The organism is Paraconexibacter sp. AEG42_29 (assembly GCF_040581415.1).
Lineage (GTDB): Bacteria > Actinomycetota > Thermoleophilia > Solirubrobacterales > Solirubrobacteraceae > Paraconexibacter.
Window position 1 is genome coordinate 2,151,302 of the sequence record NZ_CP114014.1, and the last position, 26,114, is coordinate 2,177,415.

General features: G+C 73.2%; 27 protein-coding genes. 9 read left to right on the forward strand and 18 right to left on the reverse strand.

What is annotated here, in order from left to right:
- The first annotated feature begins 49 nt into the window (after positions 1 to 49).
- Complete coding sequence (locus DSM112329_RS10430; protein WP_354701755.1) at positions 50 to 592, forward strand: hypothetical protein; 543 nt, start codon at positions 50 to 52, stop codon at positions 590 to 592.
- Between the two features lie 90 nt (positions 593 to 682).
- On the opposite strand, the gene DSM112329_RS10435 is transcribed toward DSM112329_RS10430, so the two are convergent.
- The 6 genes from DSM112329_RS10435 to DSM112329_RS10460 all read right to left on the reverse strand — a co-directional run bounded on the left by DSM112329_RS10435 (position 683) and on the right by DSM112329_RS10460 (position 8,604).
- Positions 683 to 1,435 carry a dienelactone hydrolase family protein gene (locus DSM112329_RS10435; RefSeq protein ID WP_354701756.1) on the reverse strand — a complete coding sequence of 251 codons (753 nt, stop codon included), beginning with the start codon at positions 1,433 to 1,435 and terminating at the stop codon, positions 683 to 685.
- Between the two features lie 234 nt (positions 1,436 to 1,669).
- The gene (locus tag DSM112329_RS10440) at positions 1,670 to 3,127 is read right to left on the reverse strand and encodes a hypothetical protein (protein ID WP_354701757.1); all 1,458 of its coding nucleotides are present in this window, start codon (positions 3,125 to 3,127) and stop codon (positions 1,670 to 1,672) included.
- The gene (locus DSM112329_RS10445) at positions 3,124 to 4,926 is read right to left on the reverse strand and encodes a sulfatase-like hydrolase/transferase (RefSeq protein WP_354701758.1); all 1,803 of its coding nucleotides are present in this window, start codon (positions 4,924 to 4,926) and stop codon (positions 3,124 to 3,126) included. The genes DSM112329_RS10440 and DSM112329_RS10445 overlap by 4 nt, the downstream gene beginning before the upstream one ends.
- Positions 4,923 to 5,915 (reverse strand): hypothetical protein, encoded by a 993-nt coding sequence (locus DSM112329_RS10450; protein ID WP_354701759.1) that lies wholly within the window; start codon positions 5,913 to 5,915, stop codon positions 4,923 to 4,925. Before DSM112329_RS10450 ends, DSM112329_RS10445 begins: the two co-directional genes overlap by 4 nt.
- Positions 5,912 to 7,723 carry a sulfatase-like hydrolase/transferase gene (locus tag DSM112329_RS10455; RefSeq protein ID WP_354701760.1) on the reverse strand — a complete coding sequence of 604 codons (1,812 nt, stop codon included), beginning with the start codon at positions 7,721 to 7,723 and terminating at the stop codon, positions 5,912 to 5,914. Before DSM112329_RS10455 ends, DSM112329_RS10450 begins: the two co-directional genes overlap by 4 nt.
- The gene (locus DSM112329_RS10460) at positions 7,720 to 8,604 is read right to left on the reverse strand and encodes a YncE family protein (protein WP_354701761.1); all 885 of its coding nucleotides are present in this window, start codon (positions 8,602 to 8,604) and stop codon (positions 7,720 to 7,722) included. The genes DSM112329_RS10455 and DSM112329_RS10460 overlap by 4 nt, the downstream gene beginning before the upstream one ends.
- Before the next feature lie 277 nt (positions 8,605 to 8,881).
- Between DSM112329_RS10460 and DSM112329_RS10465 the strand changes: the two genes are divergently transcribed.
- From DSM112329_RS10465 to DSM112329_RS10475, 3 genes are all read left to right on the forward strand, one after another.
- The gene (locus DSM112329_RS10465; RefSeq protein WP_354701762.1) at positions 8,882 to 9,493 is read left to right on the forward strand and encodes a TetR/AcrR family transcriptional regulator; all 612 of its coding nucleotides are present in this window, start codon (positions 8,882 to 8,884) and stop codon (positions 9,491 to 9,493) included.
- Between the two features lie 156 nt (positions 9,494 to 9,649).
- Positions 9,650 to 10,336 carry a hypothetical protein gene (locus tag DSM112329_RS10470; protein ID WP_354701763.1) on the forward strand — a complete coding sequence of 229 codons (687 nt, stop codon included), beginning with the start codon at positions 9,650 to 9,652 and terminating at the stop codon, positions 10,334 to 10,336.
- A complete protein-coding gene (locus DSM112329_RS10475) occupies positions 10,333 to 10,914 on the forward strand; it encodes a DsbA family protein (protein ID WP_354701764.1) in 582 nt (193 codons plus the stop codon). The genes DSM112329_RS10470 and DSM112329_RS10475 overlap by 4 nt, the downstream gene beginning before the upstream one ends.
- Here DSM112329_RS10475 and DSM112329_RS10480 read toward each other — a convergent pair.
- The 5 genes from DSM112329_RS10480 to DSM112329_RS10500 all read right to left on the reverse strand — a co-directional run bounded on the left by DSM112329_RS10480 (position 10,911) and on the right by DSM112329_RS10500 (position 14,110).
- Positions 10,911 to 11,828, reverse strand: coding sequence for a haloalkane dehalogenase (locus tag DSM112329_RS10480; protein WP_354701765.1), 918 nt, complete (start codon positions 11,826 to 11,828; stop codon positions 10,911 to 10,913). The genes DSM112329_RS10475 and DSM112329_RS10480 overlap by 4 nt on opposite strands.
- Before the next feature lie 49 nt (positions 11,829 to 11,877).
- Positions 11,878 to 12,684, reverse strand: coding sequence for a methyltransferase domain-containing protein (locus tag DSM112329_RS10485; RefSeq protein WP_354701766.1), 807 nt, complete (start codon positions 12,682 to 12,684; stop codon positions 11,878 to 11,880).
- 47 nt (positions 12,685 to 12,731) lie between these two features.
- The gene (locus DSM112329_RS10490; protein ID WP_354701767.1) at positions 12,732 to 13,091 is read right to left on the reverse strand and encodes a plasmid stabilization protein; all 360 of its coding nucleotides are present in this window, start codon (positions 13,089 to 13,091) and stop codon (positions 12,732 to 12,734) included.
- Positions 13,092 to 13,166: 75 nt separating this feature from the next.
- Positions 13,167 to 13,703, reverse strand: a complete 537-nt coding sequence (locus DSM112329_RS10495; protein ID WP_354701768.1) for a DUF6328 family protein — start codon at positions 13,701 to 13,703, stop codon at positions 13,167 to 13,169.
- Entirely contained in the window at positions 13,700 to 14,110 is a 411-nt protein-coding gene (locus DSM112329_RS10500; RefSeq protein WP_354701769.1) for a hypothetical protein, read from the reverse strand. The genes DSM112329_RS10495 and DSM112329_RS10500 overlap by 4 nt, the downstream gene beginning before the upstream one ends.
- A 72-nt stretch (positions 14,111 to 14,182) precedes the next feature.
- Between DSM112329_RS10500 and DSM112329_RS10505 the strand changes: the two genes are divergently transcribed.
- Complete coding sequence (locus DSM112329_RS10505) at positions 14,183 to 14,797, forward strand: type 1 glutamine amidotransferase domain-containing protein (RefSeq protein ID WP_354701770.1); 615 nt, start codon at positions 14,183 to 14,185, stop codon at positions 14,795 to 14,797.
- A 30-nt stretch (positions 14,798 to 14,827) separates the two neighbouring features.
- On the opposite strand, the gene DSM112329_RS10510 is transcribed toward DSM112329_RS10505, so the two are convergent.
- The 3 genes from DSM112329_RS10510 to DSM112329_RS10520 all read right to left on the reverse strand — a co-directional run bounded on the left by DSM112329_RS10510 (position 14,828) and on the right by DSM112329_RS10520 (position 18,097).
- Positions 14,828 to 16,024 (reverse strand): acyl-CoA dehydrogenase family protein, encoded by a 1,197-nt coding sequence (locus DSM112329_RS10510; RefSeq protein ID WP_354701771.1) that lies wholly within the window; start codon positions 16,022 to 16,024, stop codon positions 14,828 to 14,830.
- Positions 16,025 to 16,090: 66 nt separating this feature from the next.
- Entirely contained in the window at positions 16,091 to 17,245 is a 1,155-nt protein-coding gene (locus DSM112329_RS10515) for a CaiB/BaiF CoA-transferase family protein (RefSeq protein WP_354701772.1), read from the reverse strand.
- A 114-nt stretch (positions 17,246 to 17,359) separates the two neighbouring features.
- Positions 17,360 to 18,097 carry a sporulation protein gene (locus DSM112329_RS10520; protein WP_354701773.1) on the reverse strand — a complete coding sequence of 246 codons (738 nt, stop codon included), beginning with the start codon at positions 18,095 to 18,097 and terminating at the stop codon, positions 17,360 to 17,362.
- Positions 18,098 to 18,149: 52 nt separating this feature from the next.
- Here DSM112329_RS10520 and DSM112329_RS10525 point away from each other — a divergent pair, with 52 nt between their 5' ends.
- Both DSM112329_RS10525 and DSM112329_RS10530 read left to right on the forward strand, forming a co-directional pair.
- The gene (locus tag DSM112329_RS10525) at positions 18,150 to 18,557 is read left to right on the forward strand and encodes an RNA-binding S4 domain-containing protein (protein ID WP_354702467.1); all 408 of its coding nucleotides are present in this window, start codon (positions 18,150 to 18,152) and stop codon (positions 18,555 to 18,557) included.
- A 40-nt stretch (positions 18,558 to 18,597) separates the two neighbouring features.
- Positions 18,598 to 20,010, forward strand: coding sequence for an alpha/beta hydrolase (locus tag DSM112329_RS10530; protein WP_354701774.1), 1,413 nt, complete (start codon positions 18,598 to 18,600; stop codon positions 20,008 to 20,010).
- A gap of 71 nt (positions 20,011 to 20,081) precedes the next feature.
- Here DSM112329_RS10530 and DSM112329_RS10535 read toward each other — a convergent pair whose 3' ends face one another.
- The 4 genes from DSM112329_RS10535 to DSM112329_RS10550 all read right to left on the reverse strand — a co-directional run bounded on the left by DSM112329_RS10535 (position 20,082) and on the right by DSM112329_RS10550 (position 24,110).
- On the reverse strand, positions 20,082 to 20,915 hold the full coding sequence (locus DSM112329_RS10535) for an ABC transporter ATP-binding protein (RefSeq protein WP_354701775.1): 834 nt from the start codon (positions 20,913 to 20,915) through the stop codon (positions 20,082 to 20,084).
- Positions 20,912 to 21,985, reverse strand: a complete 1,074-nt coding sequence (locus DSM112329_RS10540) for an iron chelate uptake ABC transporter family permease subunit (protein WP_354701776.1) — start codon at positions 21,983 to 21,985, stop codon at positions 20,912 to 20,914. Before DSM112329_RS10540 ends, DSM112329_RS10535 begins: the two co-directional genes overlap by 4 nt.
- Complete coding sequence (locus DSM112329_RS10545) at positions 21,982 to 22,962, reverse strand: iron chelate uptake ABC transporter family permease subunit (protein ID WP_354702468.1); 981 nt, start codon at positions 22,960 to 22,962, stop codon at positions 21,982 to 21,984. The genes DSM112329_RS10540 and DSM112329_RS10545 overlap by 4 nt, the downstream gene beginning before the upstream one ends.
- Positions 22,963 to 23,060: 98 nt before the next feature.
- Complete coding sequence (locus tag DSM112329_RS10550) at positions 23,061 to 24,110, reverse strand: ABC transporter substrate-binding protein (protein ID WP_354701777.1); 1,050 nt, start codon at positions 24,108 to 24,110, stop codon at positions 23,061 to 23,063.
- 49 nt (positions 24,111 to 24,159) lie between these two features.
- Here DSM112329_RS10550 and DSM112329_RS10555 point away from each other — a divergent pair, with 49 nt between their 5' ends.
- Positions 24,160 to 25,218, forward strand: coding sequence for an iron-siderophore ABC transporter substrate-binding protein (locus tag DSM112329_RS10555; protein ID WP_354701778.1), 1,059 nt, complete (start codon positions 24,160 to 24,162; stop codon positions 25,216 to 25,218).
- Positions 25,219 to 25,278: 60 nt separating this feature from the next.
- Positions 25,279 to 26,106 carry a hypothetical protein gene (locus tag DSM112329_RS10560; protein WP_354701779.1) on the forward strand — a complete coding sequence of 276 codons (828 nt, stop codon included), beginning with the start codon at positions 25,279 to 25,281 and terminating at the stop codon, positions 26,104 to 26,106.
- Positions 26,107 to 26,114: the final 8 nt, after the last annotated feature.

Here is a 26,114-nt window from a genome sequence, read left to right on the forward strand (position 1 = left end):
CCGAGCATAGACACGGGCGGGGGCGGGGCGGTGGCTAATCTGCCGTGCCGTGGGGCGGACGACCTGGACACCGATCGAGGTGCACAAGGGCACCGGTCAGCGGTACCACTCGACGCTGCGTCGTGGTGACGGCGTGCTCGTCCGGCTCGAGGGCGGCAGCTACAACACGGTCGGCGGCCCGGTGCCGCGCGTCCCGCACGACATCGCGCATCTCGTCGTGGAACGCGGGCTGGGCGTGGACCGCGGGCTGTGGGGCGTCCTCGCCGCGGGCGGGCTGGTGCAGAACGCGTCGTTCGTGCAAGGTCGCCTGCCACCGCACGCCAAGCGGCAGGCCGGGGCGGTCAGCGACGCGGCCGGGGAGCAGCTGCGGCAGGCCGAGGTGCTCGTCCGCCTGTGTGCCGACGTCGCGGCCGCAGGGGTGCCGCGCGACCTGACGGCCCTACGGCGCACCGTGGGCGAGCGGTGGTGGTCGCCCGCCCTGACGCCGGACGCGCTGGGGGACGTGCGCCGCGAGCTGCACACCGCGGCGCGGGCATGGGACGAGCTGGCGCCCGGGGAGGCGCTCGAGCTGGCCTGGCGCGGTACGACCTGAGCGAGCCGCCTCGCCGCCCGGCTCCGCTCCGCGGAGGATTCGGCGGGCCTCACCCGCACGATGCTCCGGGTGACGGCGCCCGTCCGCGCGTCAGCGCAGCGTGCGGCCGAACAGCGACTGCAGCGCCTTGAAATGCCGTTCCGTCGCCGCTTCGTCGTACGCCGGGGTGTCCGCCATCGTGAAGCCGTGCGCCGCGCCCCGATAGACCTCGGAGGTGAAGGGCACGTACGCCTGGCGGAGCGCCTTCTCGAGCTGCGAGATCGCCTTCGGCGGCATCGACTTGTCCTTGTCGGCGTGGGCGGCGTAGACCTCGCCGTCGATGCGGCCGACGAGGCGGTGCACGCTGTCGGGCTTGTCGGTCGCGATCCGGCCGGCGTGGAACGTGCCGGCCGCGCCGACGTCCGCCGGGTGCTGCGCCGCCGTCCGTAGGGCCAGCGCGCCGCCCATGCAGTAGCCGATCGTCCCGAGGTCGCCGGCCGCGACGCCCTCCATGCCGCGCAGCGCCTTGACGTAGGCGCCGGCGTCACGCTGGGCGCGCCGCGCGTCGTGGGCGCCGAGCAGCTTCATCGCACGCGCCATGTGCGCCTCGCGGGCGCCCGCCTCGAGCAGGTCGGCCTGCGGCGCGAAGTCCGCGACCGACGTGTCCCGGTAGAAGACGTTCGGCACGAGCACGATGTAGCCCCACTCCGCGATGCGCTCGGCCATCTCGCGGATCCGCGGCCGCAGCCCGATGGCGTCCATGTACATCAGGACGCCGGCGTGCGGGCCGTCGCCGTCAGGACGGACGAGGAAGGCCTCGGCCTTGCCGTCCTGCGTGGGGACGTCGATCGTTGTGCTGTTCATCGCCTGACAGCGTACGTGCCGCCCGTCCCCGTCCATGTTGCCGTCCGTGATCCACCGCCGGACGCTCGATGTGCCACCACACGCCACCGGCGCACGTGGTGGCACATCGAGCGACCGTGTTGCCGTTTCGTCGACCCTCGATGTGCCACCACACGCCAACCGCGCACGTGATGGCACATCGACCGGGTCGTCACGCGGTGGCCGGGCCCGCCCGCGGTACCGACCCTGCGCGGCTCACCCGCTGTCCTTGAGTCGCGACAGCCCACCGAAGGACCCCGCGTACGCGGCGCCGTCGGGACCCAGGACCACCGGCCCACCGTCGCTGTTGAAGCCGAGCCCCTCGCCGGCGAGCGCCGTGAAGCGCAGCGCCCCCGTGCGCCAGTCGAGCGCTGCGAGATTCCAGGCGTCCGGCGCCGAGCGCGGCTTCAGCACGGTGTAGAGCAGGCCGTTCGCCCGCGACACGACGCCGGCGGCCGACGGTGAGATGAGCGCGCTGCGCCAGGCGGTCCGGCAGCCGTGCTTGCCGACGACGATCCGTGCCAGTCCGCCCGTGGTCGTGCGGCCGAGCTCCGTCGAGGCGAGCCCGTTGTATCCGTACGCGTTGGCGACGACGAGCGAGCGGCCGGCCACCACGAGCGGCGCCTCGACGCTGCCGGCGCCCGCGCCGAAGACCGGCACCGAGCACGCGAGCCGGCGGCTCTCCCGGCCACCGGTCCGGACGACGATGACGTGCGGCGGCTGGGCACCGTCGGCGACCGCGACGAACCCGCCCGCCACCATGGCCGGCGGCGTCCCCGGTCCGGTGTGGACGCGGCCCGCCTGCGGATCGCTCACACCCGTGACCAGCGGGTGGCGCCAGACGATGCGCGGCGTCCCGTCGGCCGCCGCGAGCAAGCGGTACAGGGCGTCGCGCGTGACGACGTAGGTCCCGGTGGGGTCGGTCGCGATGTCCTCCGCCACCGGCTCCCGCAGGCGTAGCGCGCGTGGGGCGCCGCCGCCGCGCGGCACGGTGATCACGGTGCCCTGCGCCCCCGCCACCCAGTCGTAGCCGTCGTACCCGGCACCGACCGCGAACGGTCGTTCTCCACGCCCCAGGACGGTGCCGAGACCGACCGCTCCGAGCTTGCGGAAACCGCCCGCGTCGACCGCCAGGTGCAGCAGGTCGCCGCCGTTCGTCGGCACCAGGACGGTGCCGTCGGCGCGGACCAGCAGGTGCGTCCCGCCGCCCTGGTCGGCGCGGTCCGCGCTCGGGCGGGCCGGCAGGGTGAGGGCCGCGATCGTGGCGAGGCCGGCCGGGTCGAGGATCCGCAGCACCGGGCCCGTGGGGACGCTGCACAGCGCGAGCAGGCGGTCCCGCTTGTCGAACGCCAGCGACGTGCAGCTGCCGCCCAGGAACGCGCTGCTGCGCTTCGTGCCGATCCCGAGCGGCCCGGGCAGGGGGGACGCGGCGCCGTTGCCGGCGGCCAGCCCCGTGCCGCTGCGCCCGTCCGCGGCGAGGGCCGGGTTGACCGGCCGCCACGGCCCCTTCAGGGGCTGGGGGGTCGCGGCCGCGCCGGTGAACAGCGGCAGCGGGCCGTCCAGCGGCCCGGGGATCTTGAGCGCGGGCTGCGGGGCTGCGACCGCGCTCACCGCGGCAGGCCCGGCGCCCAGGAGCAGGCCGGCCAGGAGCAGCACGGGGAGATGGCGCCTCATGGCATCAGCTCGCAGAAGTAGCGCGCCATGTCGACGCGGCCGGCCGTGCCTGGGGGGCCCCCGATCAGGGACGGCAAACCGCCTTCGTAGAGGAACGCCGCCGGCGTCGGCTGCTCGAACGGGACGACCACGTAGGACCCGGGCTGCGCGCCCACCCACGGGTTCGGGAGCCCGTTGCTGGTCAGGTTCGCGCTCGGTGGCTCGGGCAGCGCGGTGATCGGCGCCCGTGGACCGTACGCCGGGACGACGACCGGCCCGAAGTTCGCGGCCTCGCGCTCGAGCAGGTACGCGTGCAGGTCCTTGCGCAGCGCCGAGTACCCGGGGTCGTTCGCGAGGTTGCGGATCTCGTAGGGGTCGTTCCAGGTGTCGTACATCTCGTACTCCTGACTTGCGACGAGCTCGCGCCCGGCGAAGTGCTGGTCGGCGACCGCCACGTAGCGCGCGTACTTGTAGCGGCCGTCGTAGACCGCCCGCACGTGCGAGTTGGTCGGGATCGCGTTGCCGGTGTTGTAGATCGGGTACTCGTCGGTCCGGAAGAGGACGCTGTCCCGGGGACCGCGGGCGTCGGGGTCCGCCAGGCAGCCCGCGAGCGAGACGCCGCGCAGCCACGGCCAGCGTCCCACCGGGTCGGGCTGACCGGCGATCTCGAGCAACGTGGGGGTGAGGTCGACGGCCTCGCCGAGCGCCTGGGACCGGCGACCGCGCGGGAATCGCTTCGGGTAGACGACGGTGAACGGGATGCGGTTCTGCTCGTCGTACATCGTGGTGCCCTTGTTCTGCAGGCGGTGCGCGCCGCCGAGCTCGCCGTGGTCGGACGTGCGGACGATGACGGTGTCCTCGAGCGCTCCCTGGTCGATGACCTCCTTCACGACGGCGGCCAGCATCTCGTCCGTCCCGACGATCAGGTCGTAGTACGTGTTCTGGTGCCCGCGCCAGTACTCGGGGTCGTCGATCACGGCCTTCGGGGTGCCGGCAACGACGGCGGCGACGTCACGGAACTTCGACTGCGAGCTGGGCTTGTCGGCGAGGGTGGGCTCGGCCGCGAACGACGGGTTCAGCGGGGCGTCGTAGTCCGGCCGCTTGTAGTCGACGCGGAACCCGCGCGGGTAGAACTGGATGTCGTGGGGATTGAGCAGGCTGACGACGCACAGCCATGGCTGTTCGTCCTTGGCGTGGGCCCGCAGCCAGGTCTTCGCCTGGCCGGTCCAGACCGGGTCGTTGAGGTAGCCGTCGTTGTAGCCGCCGACGTCCGCGGGCGGGGAGATCACGGAGTCGTCGAAGCCGTAGCCCTTGAGCGGATTGCCCTGGGCCAGGTCGAGCGCCGCCTCCAGGTTCGTGGGCGGCTCGCCCGGGAACGAGAGGTGCCACTTCCCGAAGAACGCGGTCCGGTAGCCGACCTCCTTGAACAGGTCGCCGATCGTCGGGATCGACGGGTCCATCGTGAACTGCGTCCCGAGCACGAACGTCCCGTAGATGCCCTGCTGCGGCGCGTACATGCCGGTCCAGAAGCAGGCGCGTGACGGCGAGCAGGCCATCGACGAGGCGTGGAAGCGGTCGATGCGGGTGCCGTTCTGGTCCATCCAGCAGCGGAAGGGCGTGGGCAGGTGGTCCGGCAAGCGGTCCTGGTGGCGCTCCTGGTCGGTCATCAGGATGAGGATGTTCGGGCGGCGCCCGGGGACGACGGCGGCGTCCGCGTCCGCGGCGCCCCCGCGCGATCCCGGGCCGGCGAGGCCGGCGCCCAGCGCGATGCCGGCCGCGCCCGCGCCGGCCAGGAAGCCGCGGCGATCGAGCGGGGTCATGGCTTCACCCGGCGCACGGCGCCCGTGAGCCCGTCGACCGTCCAGGCCCGCGACCCGGCGACCGCGAGGCCACGCGGCGCTCCGGAAGCCCGGAGCCGACGCGGGCCGCCGCGTGCGCCGAGCACCACCACCGCCGCATCGCCGCCCAGCGCCACCAGACGCTGCCCGCGAGCTGTCCAGGCGACGGCGCTCGGCAGTCGCCCGGCGGCCCGTGTCCGCGTGCGGCGGGTCTGCAGGTCGACCTCGCTCACGTGGTCCGCCGTGCGCCCGCCGTGGGTCACGAGCAGCCTCCGTCCGCTCCGCGAAGCGGCGACGTGGTCGGGCAGGCGACCGGTCTGCTGGACGCGCACCACGCGCCCGGTGCGGGTGTCGACGCCGACGAGGCGGCTGTCGGCGTTCAGCGCGACCCACGCCAGCGCGGCCGGCGCCGGACCGGCGATCGCGATCCCGCGCGGGACGAGGCCGATCGGGCGCGACGTCAGCAGGGTGGAGGTCCGCGCGTCGACGATCCAGATGCGCCCCTCCTGCTCGCCGCCGGTGACGAGGATCCGCCGGCCGTCGCGCGTGAACGCCACGAACGACGGCGCGTCGCCCACGTCGACGCGAGCGCGGACGGCACCGGTCCGCAGGTCGACCAGGATCAACCCCGGGTGGTCCCAGGACGCGGTCGTGACCGCGGCGAGCTTGCCGCTCGGAGCGATGGCGACCTCGAGCGGCTGTCCGCCGACGTCGATCAGGCGGACCCGGCCGCGCGGCCCGCGGACCTCGATCGTCCGGGCCCGGTCGTGGGCGACGACGGTGCGGTCACCGCGCGGGCTGACCGCGATGGCGCGGCCGCGGCGCACGGTCACCTGTGTGGCCTTCGGCGTGGTGGCCGGCAGGTCGGCGCCGGCGGCGAGCCCGGGGAACACGGCGCCGCGCGCGGCCACGCCGGCGCCGACCGCCAGCCCGGTTCCGACCAGCAGGTCCCGGCGGGTGGGAGCGCTCATCGGCGCGTTCCGTTCGGGCGGACGGGCCCGAGCTCGCAGAGGAACGACGCCCGTGCCGCGGCCCGCGCCTCGGCGTCCGCGCGCGATGCGTCGGCGGTCTGCGGCAGCCGCTTGCCGGTGGTCCCGTCGTAGACGGCCTCCAGGACGTGCGGGTCGCCGATCGGCAGCTGGACGTAGGCGCCCGGGATGCCCTCGACCGGGGACGTCGAGTACGGGCCGCTCGAGTCCGGTCGGCCGAGCGGGTCGGGACGGATCGCCTCGATCAGCGAGGCGTCGCCGTAGGACGGGACCTCGACCTGGGCGAAGCGCACCTCCTCGAGCTCGCGCAGCCGCACGATCATGTCGTCCAGCAGCGGCTTGTAGGCGGGGTCCCCGGCCAGGTTGCGCAGCTCGTACGGGTCCTCGCTGAGGTCGTAGAGCTCGTACTCCTGGTCGGCCGTCTTCTCCTTCTGCGGCTTGCCGACCATGGCGACGTAGCGGGCGACCTTGAAGTGGCCGGACACGGCGGCGCGGACGTGCCGCTTCCACGCCTGCCCCTGGCCCGCGAAGTCCTGCGGCGACCAGACCTCGTCGCAGGTCGTCACCGTGAAGTCCTTGCCGCGCTCGGTGGCGGGGTTCTCGAGCGCGGGGACGAGCGAGCGGCCACGCAGCCACGGGTAGCGCGCGACGGCGTCCGGGACGCCGCTGAGCTCCAGGACGGTGGGGACGAGGTCGACGGCCTCCGCGAGGGCCTGCGTCCGGGCGCCGGCCTTGAAGCGGCCCGGCCAGGCGATCGAGAGCGGCATCCGGAGCTGCTCGTCGTAGATCAGCGGGCCCTTGCCGACTGCCTTGTGCGAGCCGCCCATCTCGCCGTGGTCGGCGGTGCGGATGATCACCGTGTCGTCCATGCCGCCGGACGCGTGCAGCGCCTTCACGACCGCGGCGATGTTGTCGTCGGTGTTGACGATCAGGTCGCAGTAGGTGTTCAGCAGGCGCTTCCACGTCGGCGTGTCGTCGTCCGGGATGCCGCCGCGGATGAGCGCCGCGCCGTTGGCGTACTGGCGATGCACCGTCGGCTTCGCGCTCTCGGGCGCGTCGAAGTTCGGCGGGAGCTTCACCTCCCAGTCCGGCCGCGTGACGTCGGCCGTGAAGCCGCGCGGGTAGTACGCGATGTCATGCGGGTTCAGCAGCGAGACCACGCAGAACCACGGCTGCTCACCGCCGCCGTGCTCGCGCAGCCAGTCGACACCCTCGCGCGTCCAGATCGGGTCGTTGTAGATGCCGTCGTTGTAGCCCGCGGGCTCGGTCGACGTGGACAGCGCCGAGTAGTCGAAGCCGTACGGGCCGAGGTAGTTGTTGCGCAGGTTGTCCGGGATGCCCTCCGGCAGGGAGGTGCCGGCCATGCTCAGGTGCCACTTGCCGAAGTAGGCGGTCTTGTAGCCCTGCTCCTTCATCAGGTCGCCGAGCGTCGGGATTCGCGGATCCAGGGAGAACTGCCAGCTCTGCAGGAAGTTCCCGAAGATGCCGTTCTGCGGCGTATAGAGGCCGGTCCACATGCAGGCCCGCGCGGACGAGCACTGCACGGCGCTGTGGTGGTATCGCTCGAAGCTCACGCCGCGCTGGTCGAGGAAGTCGCGCGCCGGGAGCGGCAGATCCGGTGTCCACTGCGGGTAGCGCTCCTGGTCGCACATGATGATCAGGACGTTCGGCTTGCGGCCGGGTGCGCCGGCAGCGCTGGCCGTGGTCCCCCCGAGCGCGGCGGCGCCGACGGCCCCGGCCGCACCTGCAGCCCCGGTGGCGAGCAGCTCGCGACGCGTGGTGCCGCTCATGCGCTGATCCCCAGGCCCACGGCGGTCAGCCGGCCGGTGCGGGCGTCGGCGACGATGCCGCGGGCGCCGCTGATTGCCACCGCCCGCGGGGCGCCGGGGGCCTTGACCGTCCGCAGCCGGCGGCCGGTCCGGCCATCGAGGACGGTGACCGTCCCGCTGCCGGCGCCGGACACGACGGCGCCGGCGCCGGAGCGCGAGAAGGCGACGCCGCCGGGGTCGGCCCCGACCCGCGTGCGGTGCACGACGCGCCGGCGTCGCAGGTCGATCAGCGACACGGCGCGGGCGCCGAAGCCGTTGTGGGTGACGAGCGCGCGGCGTCCGTCGGGGGAGATCGCGATCTGGGCCGGGAACGGCGCGGTCGCGATGCGGCGGATGACGCGGCCGCGCGTGAGGTCCACGACGGCGACGGCGGCGTCGCCGTTGAGTGCGACGAGCGCGAACTTCCCTGCCGGGTCGAGCGCGAGGCCACGCGGGTGGGCGCCGACGGCGATCGGGGTCGCCACCCGGCCGGACGCGGGGCGGACGCGGGTCAGCGTGCCGCGCGCGCCGCGGTCGACGACGTAGGCCGTCCTGCCGGTGCGCGCGAACGCGACCGCCCCGGGGTCGGCGCCGACGTCGAGGCGGTCGACCTCACCCGTGCCGAGGTCGACGAGCGCGAGGCCCGGCCGATCGGCGGCGGCGGTGGTCACGAGCGCAAGGGTCCCGTCGGGGGCGACGGCGATTCCGGCGGGCAGGCCACCGACGTCGATCGAGCGGCCGCGCTGAAGCGTCTTCACGCTGTGGGTGGCGATCGTGCTGCCGAACAGGTCGGTGGTCCAGACGCGACGGCCGTCCGGTGTCGCGGCCATGGCGCCCGTGGGGAAGCCGACGGGATCGGGCACGCACGGCTTGACCGGCGTGGCCGCTCCCGCTTCCGGCGCCCAGCGCGGGACGAGGACAACGGCGCCGCCGGCCGCGGCCGCCGCTGCGCCCAGCAGCCCACGGCGCGTGTGCGCCGCGGTCCTCCCGGACTCCCAAGCATGATCGTCCCCCACTGACCCCTCCCGATCCCATCGATGCCGCGCGCCCCGAGCGGCTTAGTGACAGGGCGTCATCACTGTAGGCGTCTTGATGACGCGCTGTCAACAGCACGCGGGACACGGGGTAATCTGCGTGGAGATGCCTGCCGCCGCCCAGCGCACCCGCCGCCGCCAGCCGCCCGAGGAGACGCGCCGCCAGATCCTGGAGGCGGCGCAGGAGCTCCTCCGCGAACAGTCCTTCCGCGAGCTGGGCATCGACACGCTGATGAGCCGGACCGGCCACACCCGCACCGTCTTCTACCGGCACTTCGACGACGTCCCGGCCTTGATGCTGGCGCTGATCGAGGACGTCGGCCGTGAGCTCGTCGAGGTGGCCGAGCACTGGGCGCAGACCGACCGGGTGGGTCCGGACGAGGCCCGTGCGCGCCTCGCGGGCTTCGTCGACTTCTACGTCCGCCACGGCCCGCTCGTCCACGCCGTGTCGGAGGCCTCGCATCACGACGCGGCCGTCGAGGCTGCCTACAACGGCATGGTGGAGGGCTTCGTCGCGCTCACGACGCAGACGATCCAGACGCGCATCGACAACGGGGACCTCGAGCCGCTGGACGCGCCCGAGACCGCTCGCGCCCTTGTCCGGATGCTGAACGGGTACCTGCTCGACGCGCTCGGCCGCAAGGGCAAGACCGAGCCGGACCGCGTCCTGGAGACGGTCGCGATGATCTGGGGCCGCACGCTGTTCCCCGCCGGCTGAGTGGGGGCGAAGCGGCCGCGACGGCGTTGACGGACCGGTGCCGTCCGCGCTACCGTCGCCGGCGATGCTTGATGACATCGTGTCACTAGAGATCGGCGGTCGGCCTACGGGAACGGTTCCGCTGGGGCAGCCGCGGGGCCCTGAGCGGGCAGCAGCATGAGCATCGGCGACACGATCCAGCGGCGCGTGATGCCGCGCACCATCGTCGGGCTTTCCACGGTCCGGGCGCCCGGCCGGGTGGCGGCGTCGGTGCGCCGTGCCCGCGGCGGCCGCGCGACCGTCCGGCTGTTCGTCGCCTTCGACGATCCCTACAGCGCCGTGGCGCTCCTCGGGCTGCGCGAGCGTCTCGCCCGCAGGCCGGCCGACCTCGTCGTCGAGGCGGTGGTGAAGCGCGGAATCAAGGACGATCCCGCCGTCGCCGCGAAACGGGCGCACGCCGTGACCGACGCACGGCGGCTCGCGCTGCGCGACCAGCGCATGCTCGTCCGCCAGGCACCGCTCGTGGCCAGGGACGTCGCGTTCCTCGCCACCTGGACCGCGGCCCTGCCGCAGGCCGGCGGCCGGCGCGTCGCCTTCGCCGCCGCCGCGCTGGAGCACCTGTGGTTCGCATCGGGCGGCGCGGTCACCCCCGGCCCGTTTCGCGCGCTGTGGCACGAGCACGCTGGCGGCGCCGAGCCGCCGGCCGCGCACCCCGGCGTCGCCGCGGCCGAGGCGACGATGCGCCGCCGCGGCCTCTACGACACGCCGATCGCCACCGTCCACGGCCAGTGGTTCTTCGCCCACGAGCGCCAGGCCCAGATCGAGCACCGCCTCGACGAGCTCGGCTGGGGGGCGGCGGCATGACCCTGGCGATCGACTTCTTCTTCTCCTTCCGCAGCCCCTACTCGTACCTCGCGGCCCCGCGGGCCTTCGCGCTGGCGGACGACCATGACGTCGAGGTCGCCTTCCGCGGCGTGATCCCGATGGCCATGCGCGGTCAGTCCGTGCCGCTGGCCAAGCGCCTGCACACCCTGCGCGACACCAAGCGCGAGGCGCAGCGCCTGGGGATGCCGTTCGGGCGCGTGCACGACCCGCTCGGCGACGGCGCGACGCGCTGCCTGCTGGTGGCCGAGCACGCCGTCGACATGGGACGGGAGCGCGACTTCGTCCTCGCGGCCAGCCGCGCGATCTGGGCGGAGGCCGTCGACGTCGCGACCGACGCCGGTCTGCGCGGGGTCTGCGAACGCGCCGGCCTGGACTGGTCGGCCTGCGCGGCCGCGCTCACCGACCCTGCCCTGCAGGCTCGTGTCGATGCGGACACCGCTGCGCTCGCGGCGCTCGGCCACTGGGGGGTGCCGGTGCTCGTCCTCGACGGTGAGCTCTACTGGGGTCAGGACCGGATCGAGGACCTCGAGCGCGTCCTCACGCGGCAGCTCGCCTAGTCGCCCGCCGCGACCGCAGCGCGCGCAGTGTCGGCAACGATCCGCGCGAGCTCGGGGCCCGCGTCCTCCTGGCAGAAGTGCGCCGCACCGGCGACCGTGTGATGGGTCTGCCCGGCGGCGCCGGCGACGAGCTTCTGGAACGGCCGGTCGCCGCCCCTGGTGATCGGGTCGCTGTCCCCGAACGCCGTGACGAACGGCCCGTCGAACGCCGCGAGCCCGATCCACGCGGCGCGGTTCTCCGCGGCGCCCGGGGCGTCCGGCTCCGCGGGCACGAGCGTGGGGAAGATGCGCGCCGCGGCCTTGTAGCTGTCGTCCGGGAACGGGGCGTCGTAGGCGGCGATCTCGGCCGCGGTGAGCTCGCGGCCCGTGCCGCCGTTGACGATCCCGCCGACCGGGAACTCGTCCACCTCCTGCGAGAACTTCCGCCAGGCCGCGAACGCCGGGCCGAGGTCCTGCTCGCCGGTCGGCAGCCCCGTGTTCGAGGCGACGACGGCACGGAAGCGGCCGGGCTGCTCGCCGACGATGCGCAGCCCGAGCAGTCCGCCCCAGTCCTGGCAGAACAGCGTGATGTCGTCGAGCCCGAGCGCGTCGAGCAGGCTGGCGACCCAGCGGGCATGCCGGTCGTAGCTGTAGCTCGCAGTCCCCACGAGCTTGTCGCTGCGGCCGAACCCGATCAGGTCCGGGGCGATCACACGGAAGCCGTCATCGGCGAGCGGGCCGATCATGAAGCGGTAGAGGAAGCTCCACGACGGCTCGCCGTGCAGCAGCAGGACGACGGGCCCATCGGACGGCCCGGCCTCCACGTAGGCCATCCGCACCGCGATCCCGTCCGCCTCGACCTCGGCGTAGGACGCGGGCCAGGGGAAGTCGGGCAGGTCGGCGAAGCGGTCTTCGGGCGTGCGCAGGATCTCCATGCCCGCGAGCGTATCGCTAGTGACAGGGTGTCATCAAGCGGGTTCGCTCCTACACCGCCCGGCCCACCCCCTTGAAGAACGTGTAGCTGAACACCCCGTCCGGCTCGGCGGTCCGGTGCAGGTCGCGGATGCCGGCATCGAAGTCGGCGGACGCGATGAGACCCGCGGCAATCGCAGGCTCCCGGACTCCTTCGATCATCGCCGTGAACGTGCGCCGCGTGAACCCGTCGGCGAGCGCGGGGCGGCTGCCGTCCACGTAGACCACGCGCGGGTCGACCCTCACGTCCGCAAGGCCCGCCGCGGCCAGCAGCGGGTACACCTCACGGCCGATCAGCGCGTTGCCCCCGGCCTGCGCCTGCAGCGTCACCTGGCAGGCGATCGCGGCATCGGCGGCGTCGCTGGCGGGGTGGAAGGAGGCGGAGCCGTGGTCGCCCTCGATCACCGTGATCGTCCCGCCGGGCCGCAGCAGGCGGCTCAGGATCTGCAGCGCGGCGACGGGGCGGGCGAGGTGCTCGAGGACGAAGCAGACGAAGACGTGGTCGAACGACGCCGGCGCGAACGGCAGGTCGAAGATGTTCCCCTGCTGGAAGGTGACGTTCGTGACGCCGGCGGCCGCGGCCCGCCGGCTCGCCTCGGCCACCGACTCGGGGGCGATGTCGACGGACGTGAACCGCGCGCCGGGACTGCGTTGCGCGAGCGGGACCGACTGCGCGCCGACGCCGCAGCCGGCCTCCAGCACGGCGGCGCCATCCGGATACGTGGTGTCGTGGTGCAGGAGGTCGACCAGCGTCCCGGCCTGGTCGTGGAGGCGCGTGCTCTCGCGCTCCTGGTAGCCGTGGACGTACGCGTCGTTCATCCGCCCATTCTGCGCGACCGGGAACACCCGCGCGCGAACCGCGTGCCTCAGCGCGAGCGCGCGCTCTTCTTGCCGGCGATGGCGCGGGTCAGCTGGTCCTTGTTCATCGACGACCGGCCCTCGATGCCCATGTCCTTCGCCTCGTTGTACAACTGGTCGCGCGTGCGGCCCTTCGGCTTGGCCGTCCCGGACCGCTCACCGCCGCGCTGCCCGGACGACTTGGGGTCCTCGGTGGAGGAGCGGGACGCCGTCTGCGACTCCCCGTGGCGGGCCTTCTCCTTGTTGACCGTGCGAGCGGCGACCTCCTCGGCCTTGCTCTCGGACGCGCCCTGCTCGAGCTGGCTGTCCTTGATGTGCTCGTACTGGCGGGCGCGCTTGGTGCCCTTCTTCACGCCGGCGGGTGGCATTGGCTGACCTCCTCAGGGTGGACGACGCTCTGCCGCCGGGCGTACCCGGGGGACCCGCGCGGGCAAACGGCCGTCTCAGCGGTGCAGGCTCGCGCGGCGGCGCAGCGGCAGGACGCACCACACCAGGAGGTACAGCGCGACGCAGACCCCGGGGACGACCGCCGCGACCGCACCCGGGTACATGACCGTCGCGATCAGCGCGATCACGCCGCAGATCGACACACCCACGAACGTGAGGCCGACGATCGTCAGCCGGTGGGACACCATGACGACGTACGCCTTGTCGTCCTGGCCGAAGAGCGCGCGGTGCCAAGCGCCCGGCGCGAGCAGGAAGAGGACGGCGACGCCGGCCGCGAGCAACGTGCTGAAGAACAGCAGCCGCTGCCCGTCGTCGAGGGTCGTGAAGCGGTTCGTGAACGGGACGCCCAGCAGGAACGCGAACAGCACCTGCACGCCGGTCTGCATCACGCGCAGCTCCTGCAGCAGGTTGTCGAACTGACGGTCGAGGCGCTCGAGCTGCGACTCGTCGCGCCCATCGCGTGCCGGGGAACCCGTACCCCGGTCGCTCGCGGCGGCGCTGTCCGTCGCGGCCCCGCCGCCGCGCCCGGTCACGACTCTGTGCGCTCCACGCGCCGCACCTCGACCGGGACGTTGAGCCGCTTGCGGGCGTCGTCGAGCTCGTCCTCGCGGTACGCCCGCTCGTCGTCCTCGTGGGCCAGCAGGAGGACCTTGTCGGCCGGGAACACCGCGAGGGCGTCCTCCGCAGCCTGCAGCGGCTCCGCCTCGCCGACGTCGCCGCGGGCGCTCACGCCACCGTCCTGGAGCTTCGCGACGGTCTCCTCCTGTGCGGTCTTCGCCTTCGCGATGGCGTCGTCGACGTCGCTGACCCAGAAGCGGAGGGGGGAGTCCTCGAGGGCCGGGGCGACAACGTAGACCTCGCTGTCCTCCCCGGCGTCCGCGATGACCTCGCGGATCGTCGCGGCGGTCGGGATCTCGGCGGCGATCAATAGCAGCTTCATCCTGTTTCGCGTGCCCTGTCACGGCCCTGACCAAACGTGTTGCCCGGCGAGCCGCCGGGTACGCGCGGCCGCATGTCACCCCGTGAGTCCGACACCACCGCCACCGGCCCGCTGACCGGCCGCCGCGTCGCGGTCATCGCCACCGACGGCGTCGAGCAGGTCGAGCTGACCGGCCCGCTCGGTGCGCTCGTCGATGCCGGCGCCCGCGTCGACCTGCTGGCGCTCGAGAGCGGCGAGATCCAGGCCTTCGACCACCTCGACCCAGGCGACACCTTCACCGTCGACGCAACCGTCGCCGGGTCCGACGTCACCGACTACGACGCGATCGTCCTGCCCGGCGGCGTCGCGAATCCCGACGCGCTGCGGATGGACGAGGACGTCGTCGCGTTCGTCCGCGCCCACGCCGAGCGGGGCGGCCCGATCGCCGCCATCTGCCACGCGCCGTGGCTGCTGGTCGAGGCCGGCCTGGCGCGCGGCCGGACGCTGACGTCCTGGCCGTCGCTGCGCACCGACCTGGCCAACGCGGGCGCGACGTGGGTGGACGAGGAGACCGTCGTGGACCGTGGCGTGCTCACGAGCCGCAACCCCGACGACGTTCCCGCCTTCGGCCGCGAGGCCGTCAAGCTGTTCGCCGCCGGCGACACCCACGATCACCGCCTCAAGGAGAACGTGGGCGCGATCGACTGATCGCCCGGCGACGGTCCAGGCGCGGACCGCTCAGAAGCCGTACGACTTCCCGATGACGTCGAGCATGATCTCGTCCGCCCCGGCGCCGATGCGGTAGAGGCGCACGTCGCGGTAGACCCGCGAGATGTCGTACTCCTTCATGTAGCCGGCCCCGCCGTGGATCTGGACGCACTGGTCGGCGACGCGGTCGGCGACCTGCGTCGCGAACAGCTTGCACATCGAGATCTTGCGCACGTCGTACTCGCCACTCGCGTAGGACGCAGCCGTCGCGTAGACCAGTTCGCGGGCCGCCTCGAGCTCGGTCGCCATCTGCGCGAACTTGTGCCGGATGGCCTGGTGCTGCCCGAGGGCGCGGCCGAACGTCTTGCGCTCGGTCGCGTACTCGACGGTCTTGTCGAAGCCGTACTGCGCGTAGGCGGTGACGCCGGCGGCGGCGATCGTGCGCTCGGCCTGGAGCTCCCACATGATCTGCTGGAAGCCCTTGCCGACGGTGCCGAGGACGGCGGAATCGGGGACGCGGACGTCCTGGAAGGCGAGCAGCGCGGTGTCGCTCGCGTGCATGCCCATCTTCTCGAGCTTCTGCTCGACCAGGACGCCGGGCGCGTCCATCGGGACGAGGAAGATCGTGAAGCCGCCGTAGCCGGCGTCGGGGTCGGTCTTCGTCACGAGCATGCACATCGATGCCCGCGTGCCGTTCGTGATGTAGGTCTTGGAGCCGTTGATGACCCACTCGCCCGCGGCGTCGTCGCGGACTGCACGCGTCTTGATCGCGGCGACGTCGCTGCCGGCGTCCGGTTCGGTGATGCCGAGGCAGAAGATCTCGTCGCCTGCCACGCCGGCCGGGATGTACTGCTGCTTCTGCTCCTCTGTGCCGAACTCGAGCAGCGGCGGCATGACCATGTCGGTGTGGACGCTCAGGCCCATCAGGAAGCCGCCGGAGCCCGCCCGCGCGATCTCTTCCGCGAGGACGATGTTCGTGAAGTAGTCGCCACCCTGTCCGCCGTACTCCTCCGGGATGCTGAGGCCCAGGAAGCCGAGGTCGCCCATCCGCTTGACGATGCTGTCGGGGAACGTGGTGTCGTCCCACTCCTGCACGTGCGGGACGATCTCCTTGTCCACGAAGCTGCGGATCGACTCGCGCAGCGCCTCGTGGTCCTCGCTGAAGATGCTGCGGCTGGGGGCTGCGGCGGACGGATGCTCGGTCGTGGCCATGCGGATCGTCTCCATTAAACGGACAGTGTGTACAGGCGGGCTGTCCGCGATGGTAGCAGGGGCCGGCGGGCCCCGGGACGGTCAGCCGATCGCGCCCGCGTCCCGCAGGCGCGCCTGGGCGTCGTCGTCGACGCCCCAGGCCGACAGGACCGCGCCGGACTCCGTGATGCGCGAGCGCGCGGCGCCGGGGGTGCGGCTGAACCGCGGTGCGGCCTGCGCCTGGACGACGCCGTCCAGCTCGACGAACGATCCGCGGGCGGCCATGTGCGGGTGCGACGCGGCCTCGGCGAGCGTGAGAACGGCGGTGGCGCAGGTCTCCTCGTGCTCGAGGATGTCGGCCCACTCCTGACGGGTCTTGGTGGCGAAGACCTCGGCGAAGCGGAGCTTGAACTCGGGCCAGCGGGCGGTCTCGAACTGGGGGACCTCCTCGTGCGTCAGGCCCATGAGCTCGATCAGCTTCGCGTAGAACTGCGGCTCGATCGCACCGCAGGCGATGTAGCCGCCGTCCGACGTCGCGTACGTCTCGTAGAAGTGCGCGCCGGAGTCGAGCAGGTTGGTGCCGGGCTTGTCCGCGGCCCACGCGCCGGATGCGCTCAGGCCGAGCATCAGCGACGTGAGCACCGCGGTGCCGTCGACCATCGCCGCGTCCACGACCTGTCCCTGACCCGAGGTGCGGGCTTCGATGATCCCGCAGAGGACGCCGAAGGCGAGGAACATCGCGCCGCCGCCGTAGTCGCCGACGAGGTTCATCGGGGCCAGCGGCGCCTCGCCGGTCCGCCGCATCGCGCCGAGCGCGCCCGCGACGGAGATGTAGTTGATGTCGTGGCCGGCGACGGGCGCCATGGGGCCGTCCTGGCCCCAGCCGGTCATGCGGCCGAAGACGAGCCGCGGGTTGCGCTCGAGGGCGACGTCCGGGCCCAGGCCGAGCCGCTCCATCACGCCCGGGCGGTAGCCCTCGATCAGCGCGTCCGCCTCGCCGATCAGGTCCAGGACCATGGCCTTACCCTCGTCGCTGCGCAGGTTCACGGCCACGGCGGCGCGGCCGCGCTTGGTCGGGTCGAACTCCGGCGGGAAGGCCAGGCCGGTGTCGCCCAGGCGGTCCAGGCGCAGGACGTCGGCACCCATGTCCGCCAGCAGCATGCCGGCGAACGGGTTCGGCCCGATCCCGCCGACCTCCAGGATCCTGACCCCGTGCAGCGGGCCGCGGGGTGCATCGGTCTGGCTCTCAGCGCTCATGACGCGCAGTGAATCAGATTCATCTTCACTTCGGGGGAGTCGATCGACGACGTCGAGCGGCTGACCTCCGTGATCGCGTCCAGGTGCCCCGGGGCCGGTCCGAACGCGCGGCCGTCAGGACAGCAGCGCGTGCAGCTGCGACGCCGCGCCCTGCACGTCCGGGCTGCCGGTCGGCAGCGAGAACACCTTCACGCGGTCGCCGCCGTCGAAGCCGAAGCGTCCGCGCTTGTCGATCTCCACCAGCACGCCGCACTCCTGCTCGGTCGTGACGAACGTGATCTCGACCTCCTGGATGCGGCCCTGCCCGTGGAACTCGTACTCGGCGTAGACGCCGAGGTGGCCCTTCAGGTGCCCGGCCTTGGCGTTGCCCTCCTCGAGGTCGGCGGTCTTCAGCGCGAACCCGAGGTTGCGCATGGCGCCGAGGACGGCTTCCTGCGCGGGCAGCGCGGCGACGGTCACCGGGTCGAAGTCGGAGGCGTCGCGGGCCTTGGCGAGGTCGAGCCGCGTGCGCAGTCCGAGCTTGATCCCGGGGAGCGAAACGCCGCCGACCAGGTTCGGCGGGCAGTCGATCGGGACCGGGATCTGGAACGGGATCTGCAGCGTCTGGCCGGCCTGCACGACACCGGCGTCGGGCAGGTCGACCTTCCCGAACTCCTTGTTGATCTTGTACTCGCCGTTCTCGGTCTCGCGCTCGGCGACGCACTCGAACGACAGCTTCAGGCCGCGCATGTCCTGCTCGCGGTCGCCGCCGGTGATGTGGACCTGTCCGCTCAGCATCCCTCCCGGCGCGACGGTCGGCGTGCCGAGCACGGCGTCGACAGAGGCGCCGCCGGCGCCGAGTGCATCCTTCATCCGCTTGAACATCGACCCATAATGCCTGATCGCGCTGGGGCGATGTGGCACGATCACGAGCGTGAGCGAACCGCTGCGCGTGGACAAGTGGCTGTGGGCCGCCCGCTTCACCAAGACCCGGGCCCTGGCGGCCGAGGCGGTCGGCGGCGGACGCGTCACGGTCAACGGCGTGAAGGCGAAGCCGGCCAAGATGGTGAAGCCGGGCGACGAGCTCGCGCTGTCGCTCGGACCGGTCAAGGTGGAGGTGATCGTCCGGGACACCAGCGGTCGGCGCGGTCCGGCCAAGGAGGCGGTGCTGCTGTACGACGAGACGCCCGAGAGCCTCGCGCGGCGCGAGGCGTACGCCGCGCAGCGCCGGTCCGAGCCGCGGCCCGTCGTCCGCGAGGGCTCTGGCGCCCGGCCCACCAAGCGCGACCGCCGCCGCTACGAGGCCGAGCGGCAGGAGCGGCGCGGCGCCTGAGTGGCTCGCCGGGCCGCAGCCCGGTTGTAGTGTCGCCGGGGTGTCCCACCTCTCGCCGCGCCGGACCGGCCTCGCGCTCGTCCTCCTCACCCTCGCCGTCGCCCCGTCCGCAGCGTCCGCCGCCACCACCGCGCCGGCGGTGTCCCTCCGGGGCGCGACGGCCGCGGAGCCGCTGAAGGTCTGCGGCGCGTCGCGATCGGCGGCGAGCACGACGGTCGGGGCTCCGCTGAAGGCGGTCGTCCGCGCCGGGCGGACCAAGGCCATCCGCCGCACGCGCCTGGGCAGCACGCTCACGATCGACCAGTGCGTCGCGGGTGCCTGGAAGCGGCTCGGGACGACGAAGGTCGGCGCCCGCCGCACGGCGCTGGTGAAGTCGCTGAGCACCGCCGGCGCCACCGACCTGCGCCTGCGCACGAAGCTGCGCACGGGCCGGACCGGGAAGGCCGCGTACGTGCGGGTCGGCGTCGGCGAGCTCGTCGACGTCCCCGTCAGCTTCAAGGTCGTCAATCAGAACCGCACGCCGGTGCCGTGCCTGGGCGGCCCGGACGGCAAGACCTATGAGGTCCGCGGCACGTTCGTCGGGCCGCGGGCGGCGCTGGACTCCGGCGACGCCGCGACGCTCTACGTGCACGGGGTCGGCTACTCGAGCTTCTTCTTCCGCTTCGGCGAGGTGCCCGGATACGACTACGGCCGCCAGCAGGCGGAGGCGGGCCACGCGTCGATCTTCGTCACGCGGCTGGGCAACCCGTCCGACCCCGGGCTCTCCGACGGCAACGCCACCTGCGTCCCCGCACAGGCCGACATGGCCGACCAGATGATCGGCCGGATGCGGGCGGGCGACTACACGCTGGGCAGCGGCACGGGCCGCGCGTTCAAGAAGGTCGGCCTGGCCGGGCACTCGCTCGGCGGGATGATCACGCAGGTCGCGCAGTACTCGTTCAAGAGCGCGGACGCGATCGCGGTCATTAGCTACACGGACACGCCGTCGCCGCTCGCGCTCACGCAGTTCGCCGACGCCAACGCCGCGTGCTTCACGACACCGGGGAAGGCCGGTCCGGGGGACGCGGGCCCGGTGAACTACGCTGCGTTCGGCCGCACCGACGGGGACTTCGCGGGCGCGCACTTCTTCAACATCGACCCGGCGGTGGCAGCGGCGACGCTGCGGCTGCACAACCGCGACGCCTGCGGTGACCTGACGTCGGCGACCGGGGCGCTGTTGGCGAACCAGCTGCTCATTCGCTCCATCACCGCGCCCGTGCTGCTGATCGGCGGCTCCAACGACGCGCTGTTCCCGCCGCCGACGAACCTGCTGGCGGCCACGACCGGGTTCCCGTCGTCGAAGAGCGTGAAGCTCGTCGAGATCCCCGACACCGGCCACGCGATCACCCTCGGCCGCACGCACCTCGCGTTCCGCGCCGCGATGGGGGACTGGCTCACCTCGCAGGGCCTCTGACCGCCTGCGCGGTCGCATGCTTGGGTCCCCGGTCCGCATATGCGGGACGCAGGACCCAAGCTCCCGGTCGGTCAGGCGTGCTTCGTCAGAGCCAGCGCCGCGGCCGTGCGGCGCGCGGCCCGTGCCGCCGGAACCACCAGCGGCGTCCCGGTCTCCGGGTCCTCGATGACTCGGCAGCGCAGGCCGAACACCCGCTCCACGAGCTCGGCGTCGACGACCTCGCCGGGCGGGCCCTGGGCCACGACGCGGCCGTCGGCCATCGCGATCAGGTGCGTCGCGTAGCGGCACGCGTGGTTCAGGTCGTGCAGGACGGCGACCAGCGTGTGCCCGCGCTCGGCGTGCAGGTCGGCGCAGAGGTCGAGGACCTCGATCTGGTGCGCGATGTCGAGGAACGTGGTCGGCTCGTCCAGCAGCAGCAGGGGCGTCTCCTGCGCGAGGACCATCGCGAGCCAGACGCGCTGCCGCTGGCCGCCCGACAGCTCGTCGACCTCGCGGGCGCCGAGGTCGTCGACCCCGGTCGACTGCATCGCGGCAAGCACTGCGCGCTCGTCCTCCCGCGACCACTGCCGCAGCAGGCCCTGGTGCGGGTAGCGGCCGCGCGCGACGAGGTCGGCGACCGTGATCGCGTCCGGGGCGGACGACGTCTGCGGCAGCAGCCCGAGCCGGCGCGCGACCTCCTTGGACGGGATCGACGCGATCGCCTGCCCGTCGAGCAGCACGGTCCCGACGGCCGGCTTCAGCATCCGCGCGAGCGCGCGCAGGACCGTCGACTTCCCGCACGCGTTGGGCCCGACGATGACGGTGAACGACCCGTCGGGGATGACAACGTCCAGCCCCTGCGCGATCACGCGCTTGTCGTAGGCCAGGGTCAGGTCGTGTCCGCGCAGGCGCGAGTCGTCGGTCATGCGGTTCCCTTCCGCCATTCGCGGGTCAGCAGCCAGATCAGGTAGACGCCGCCGGCGGCGCCGGTCATGACGCCCACGGGCAGCTGCGTGCTGGTGAAGATCTTCTGGCTCGCGACGTCCGCCCCGAGCAGCAGCACCGCGCCCATGACGAGCGCGGCCCCGACGCCCGGTCCCGCCGCTCGTGTCAGGCGACGCGAGATCTGCGGCGCGGCCAGCGCGACGAAGACGATCGGACCCGCGGACGCGGTGGCGACGGCGCAGAGGCCGACGCCGACGACCAGGAGCGCCAGGCGCGTGCGCTCGACGTTAACGCCGAGCGCGTGGGCAGCGTCGTCCCCGAGCTCGATCATCCGCAGCGGGCCTGCGAGCAGGGCGACCAGCGGCAGCAGGACGGCCATCGCGGCGGCGACCGGGCGCACGTGCTCCCAGCCGCGGCCGTTGAGGCTGCCGGTGATCCAGATGTTCGCGACCTGGGCCTCCTCCAGCGTCGACCGCGACAGCAGGAAGTCGGTCGTCGCGACGAGCATCGCGCTGATGCCGATGCCGATCAGGATCAGCCGGTAGCCCTGGACGCCGCCGCGATAGGCCAGCCCGTAGACCAGGACCGCCGTGAGCAGCCCGCCGACGACCGAGCCGGCCGCGATGGCGAACGTCCCGCCGCCGATCACGATGATCTCGAAGACCGCCGCGGCCGATGCGCCCTGCACGAAGCCGATGATGTCCGGGCTGCCGAGCGGGTTGCGGGTCAGGCTCTGGAAGATCGCGCCGCTCGCCCCGAGCGCGGCCCCGACGAGGATCGCGGTGATGGCCCGCGGCAGGCGCAGCGTCTCGATGATGAAGCGGGTGCTCTGGTCGCCGCCGCCCAGCAGCGTGTCGATGACCTCACCCGGCGGGATCGAGAACTCGCCCGTCCCCACCGCGAGGACCAGCAGCACGAGCAGGATCGCCGTGAGGACCAGCACGACGCCGATCGACCGCGGCTCGATGCGGACCACGATGCCGCCGACGGGCAGCCGCACGGTGCGGCCGAGTCCGGGCACGGTCCCGGGCCTGTGCGCAGTGGTGCTCACAGCTGCGCGATCCGGCGACGGCGGACGATCGCGATGAACACCGGCGCACCGATGACCGCGCTGACGATCCCGACCTCGAGCTCGCCCGGCCGGGTGACGATCCGGCCGATGACGTCGGCGCCGAGCAGCAGCACCGGCGCGAGCACCGCGCAGTAGGGGAGGACCCAGCGCTGGTCGGGCCCGGTGATCGCGCGCACGACGTGGGGGACGGTCAGCCCGATGAACACGATCGGGCCTGCCGCAGCCGTCGCCGCGCCGCAGAGCAGCGTGATCGACAGCGCGCCGAGGATCCGGACGCGGTTCGGGCTCAGGCCGAGCGCGCGGCCGGTCTCGTCGCCCAGGCCGAGCGCGTTGAGGGGACGGCCGAGCGCGAAGGCCAGCAGCAGGCCCGCCACGATGAACGGGGCGATCTGCAGGTTCAACGACGAAGGGTGGCCGGCAAGCGCGCCGATCTGCCAGAAGCGGTACTGGTCGAGCGCCTCGCGGTCCAGGATCGTCAGGCCCTGGACGTACGCGTACAGGGCGAACGTGACGGCCGTCCCCGCGAGCGCGAGCCGCACCGGCGTCGCGCCGCTGCGGCCGGCGGTGCCGATGACGTAGACGACGACGGACGCCGCGGCCGCTCCCAGGAACCCGAACCAGACGTAGCCGAGCGGATCGGTGATGCCGAAGAACGCGGTCGCGGAGACGACCGCCGCGGACGCGCCGGCGTTCACGCCCAGCAGGCCGGGATCGGCGATCGGGTTGCGGGTCAGCGCCTGCATCAGGCCGCCGGCGACCCCGAGGGCCGAGCCGACGAGCAGCCCGAGGACCGTCCGCGGGATCCGCAGGTCGTGGACGATGATCGCGTTGTCGGACCCGTCCGGGTGCCACAGCAGCCGCCAGACCTCGCCGGGCGCGATGCCCCGCGAGCCGACGGCGATGCTGAGCAGCGCGGTCACCGCCAGCGCGACCACCAGCGCCAGCAGCCCGAGCATCCGGCGGGACGTCGACGTCCGCGGAAGGGTGGGCGTGGGTCCCTCGGTCGGCGACGGGGCGGCTTTGCGGAGCGGGACGGCCGGCGCGGCGGGGCTCGTCACGCAGCGAGGGCCCGCCGGACGCGGGGGACGAGGCGCTCCAGCTGATAGGGCGTCGAGAGGACCGACGAGTACGACATGGCGATCGCCAGATCCGGCTCGGTGATCGTGACCAGGCGGCCGGACTTGACGTTCTTCAGCTGCGTCCAGACCCGCGTGGCCAGCAACGCCTTCGTCGGCCCCGTGTTCGAGCCGACCAGGATGATCAGGTCGGACTCGTCGAGGATGTCGAGGCGCTCCGCGCTGATCTGCGCGTAGAACTGCTCGCCGAACAGGCTGTCCACGGCGGCCGGCGGCTGCAGGCCGATGTCCTCCAGGAAGCGGCTGCGGACGTCCCCCGGCGCGAAGACGTAGACGCCGCCGGCGTCGTCGGGGTCGACGAGGATCGTCCTGGCCCGCGCGAACGCCGGGTTGTCGCGGCCGGCCTGGGTGCGCTGCGCACGCGCGGTCGCGACGAGCTTGCGAGCGGCGGCCAGCCGACCGACGGAGCGCCCGACCTGCAGCGCCATCGTGTCCCACGGGACGGTGTACGCCGCGAAGCCCTTCGGTGGCGCGATGGTCGCCGCGAGGTCGCTGAGCTTGTCGTAGTCGCTGCGCTTGAGGTCGAACTCGACGGCGGACACGAGGTCGGGCCGGGCGGCGGCGATCTGCTCGAAGCCGATCTCCTGGCTGCTGACGACCGTGGGCTCGGCGCCGCGCAGCAGCGGGCGCGACCACGGTCCCACGCCGCCGCCGTCGGCCTTCCAGGACGGCTCGATGTCCGGCACGACCAGCGGGACGATGCCCAGCGCCAGGAGCGTGTCGACGTCCCCGCCGCCGACGCTGGCCACGCGCTTCGGTGCGGCGCGGACGGTGGTCGTCCCGAACTTGTGCGGCACGCGGACCGGGAACGCGGTACCCGGCGCCGGGGTGACGGCAGCGCCGGTCCCGGGGGCGGACCCGTCGTCGCTGCCGCACGCACCGAGGGCCAGGCCAAGCCCGGCGGCGGCCCCGCCGGCGAGCAGGGTCCGGCGGGAGAAGGCGGGGTCGCGAGGTCGTCGGGTGGCCATCCGATAGGGCACCCTAACAGGACGGCGGTCCGTGTTAGGGTGCCCTACCATGCGTCGTCGAAGCCCCGTTCCCGCCCTCCGTCGTGTGGCCACCGCCACCGCCCTGAGCCTCGTGGCCGGCCTGTCGCTCGCCGCCTGCGGGGGCGATGACGACGGCGGCACGACCGCGGCGGCGACATCCTCCGGGGCGGCCACGACCGCCACCACCGCGGCGAAGGCCGCGTTCCCCGTCGAGATCGCCCATGCCCTGGGGACGACGACCATCCCGGAGGAGCCCAAGCGCGTGGTCGTCGTCGGCCTCAGCGACCAGGACGCGCTCCTCGCGCTCGGCGTGAAGCCCGTCGGCGCGATGGACTGGTTCGGCGAGGACACCTACGGCAAGTGGCCGTGGGAGGAGGCGGCGTGGGGTGGCGAGCCGGCGGCGCTGGTTTCCACCAAGAGCTACGAGATCAACTTCGAGGCCGTCGCCGCGCAGCGCCCCGACCTGATCCTGGGGCTCTACTCGAAGCTCAGCCGCAGCGACTACGACAAGCTCAGCAAGATCGCGCCGACGGTCGCGCAGGCGAAGGGCACCGCCTACACGACGCCGTGGCGGGACATGGCCCGTGTGGCCGCGAAGGCGGTCGGCCGCACCGACCAGGCCGAGAAGCTGATCAAGGAGATCGACGACCGGATGGCCGCGTTCCGCGAGAGCCATCCGAAGCTCCAGGGGCAGACCGCGCTCGTGGTCGACGCGGGCAACGGCCCGAAGTCCTACTACCCGTTCGCGTCGAAGGACCCGCGCGGCCAGCTGATCGCCGAGCTCGGGTTCAAGGGCTCGCCCGCGATCGACAAGCTCGCCGGCAAGGACGGCTTCGGCACGGAGGTCGCGCGTGAGCGGACCGACCTGCTGGACGTCGACCGGCTGTTCCTCCTGATCGACGCCGCCCCGCAGAAGCGGGTCGAGGCGGACAAGCTGTTCCAGCGCCTGGATGTGGTCAAGAGCGGCAACGTCACGAACCTGCCCTATTACAAGGGCACCCAGCTCGGCGCGGCACTGGCGTTCAGCACGCTGCTGTCGATCCCGTACGCGCTGGACGAGCTCGAGAAGGAGCTGCCGGCCGGCTGATCGACCGGCCGGCCGCGCCGGGCAGCGCACGCGCCTGCGGCCGGTTGCCACCATGGGTGCGTGTGGTTCTCGGCCGACAACCTGACGCTGACCGCGTGCCAGGCGCTGTGCGTCGCCCTGCCGGCCGCCGGCCTGCCGCGCTGGGGCGAGCGGCTGCGCGGCGGGGCGTGGGCGCTGATCCTGCCGCTTTCGATCGCGGTGGTGGTCGGGGCGATCGAGTTGGCGCCGGGGACGGCGGACATCCTCACCTGGGTCGCGCTGATCCTCGTCCCCGTCGGCTGTGCCCTGGCCCTCGGCTGGGCGGCACACCGGGCGTGGTGGCCCGCCGCGCTGCTCGCGGTCCCGCTGCTGGCGCTGGCCTGGGCGCTGCCCGACGACCGCTGGGGCCAGGCGGGGACGACGCTGCTCATCACCGGTTCAGCCGTGACCGCGGGCCGGCTCCTGGCCGGGGCGGCGCCGCTGACGCTGCTCAAGGCGGGCATCATCGCGATGGCGATCATCGACGCCGTCCTCGTGTTCTCGAACAACCTGCAGCCCGCGAACGCGGTGCTGGTGAGCGCCTCGCCCGGCGCCGGGCTGCCGCAGCTGCAGTCCGCCTCCTGGGGGCACTCGAGCCTCGGCTACGGGGACTTCTTCGCCGCTGCGGTCGTCGGCGGGATCCTGGCCGTCGAGGGCCGCCGGCAGTGGGTGGCGGCCGGTGCGGTGCTGGCGGTCACCTACGCGTGGGACCAGCTGTTCCTGATCTACGACGTGCTTCCCGCGACGGTCCCGCCGGCGATCGTCCTGGCGGTCTTCTGGGTGCGGCGCGAGCCCGTCGGGCACGGGCGGCCGACGGCGCCGGTCGGCACAAGGGTGACGCCAGCGTCACGATTTTTTCGCGCGGGGTAGGCTCCGCT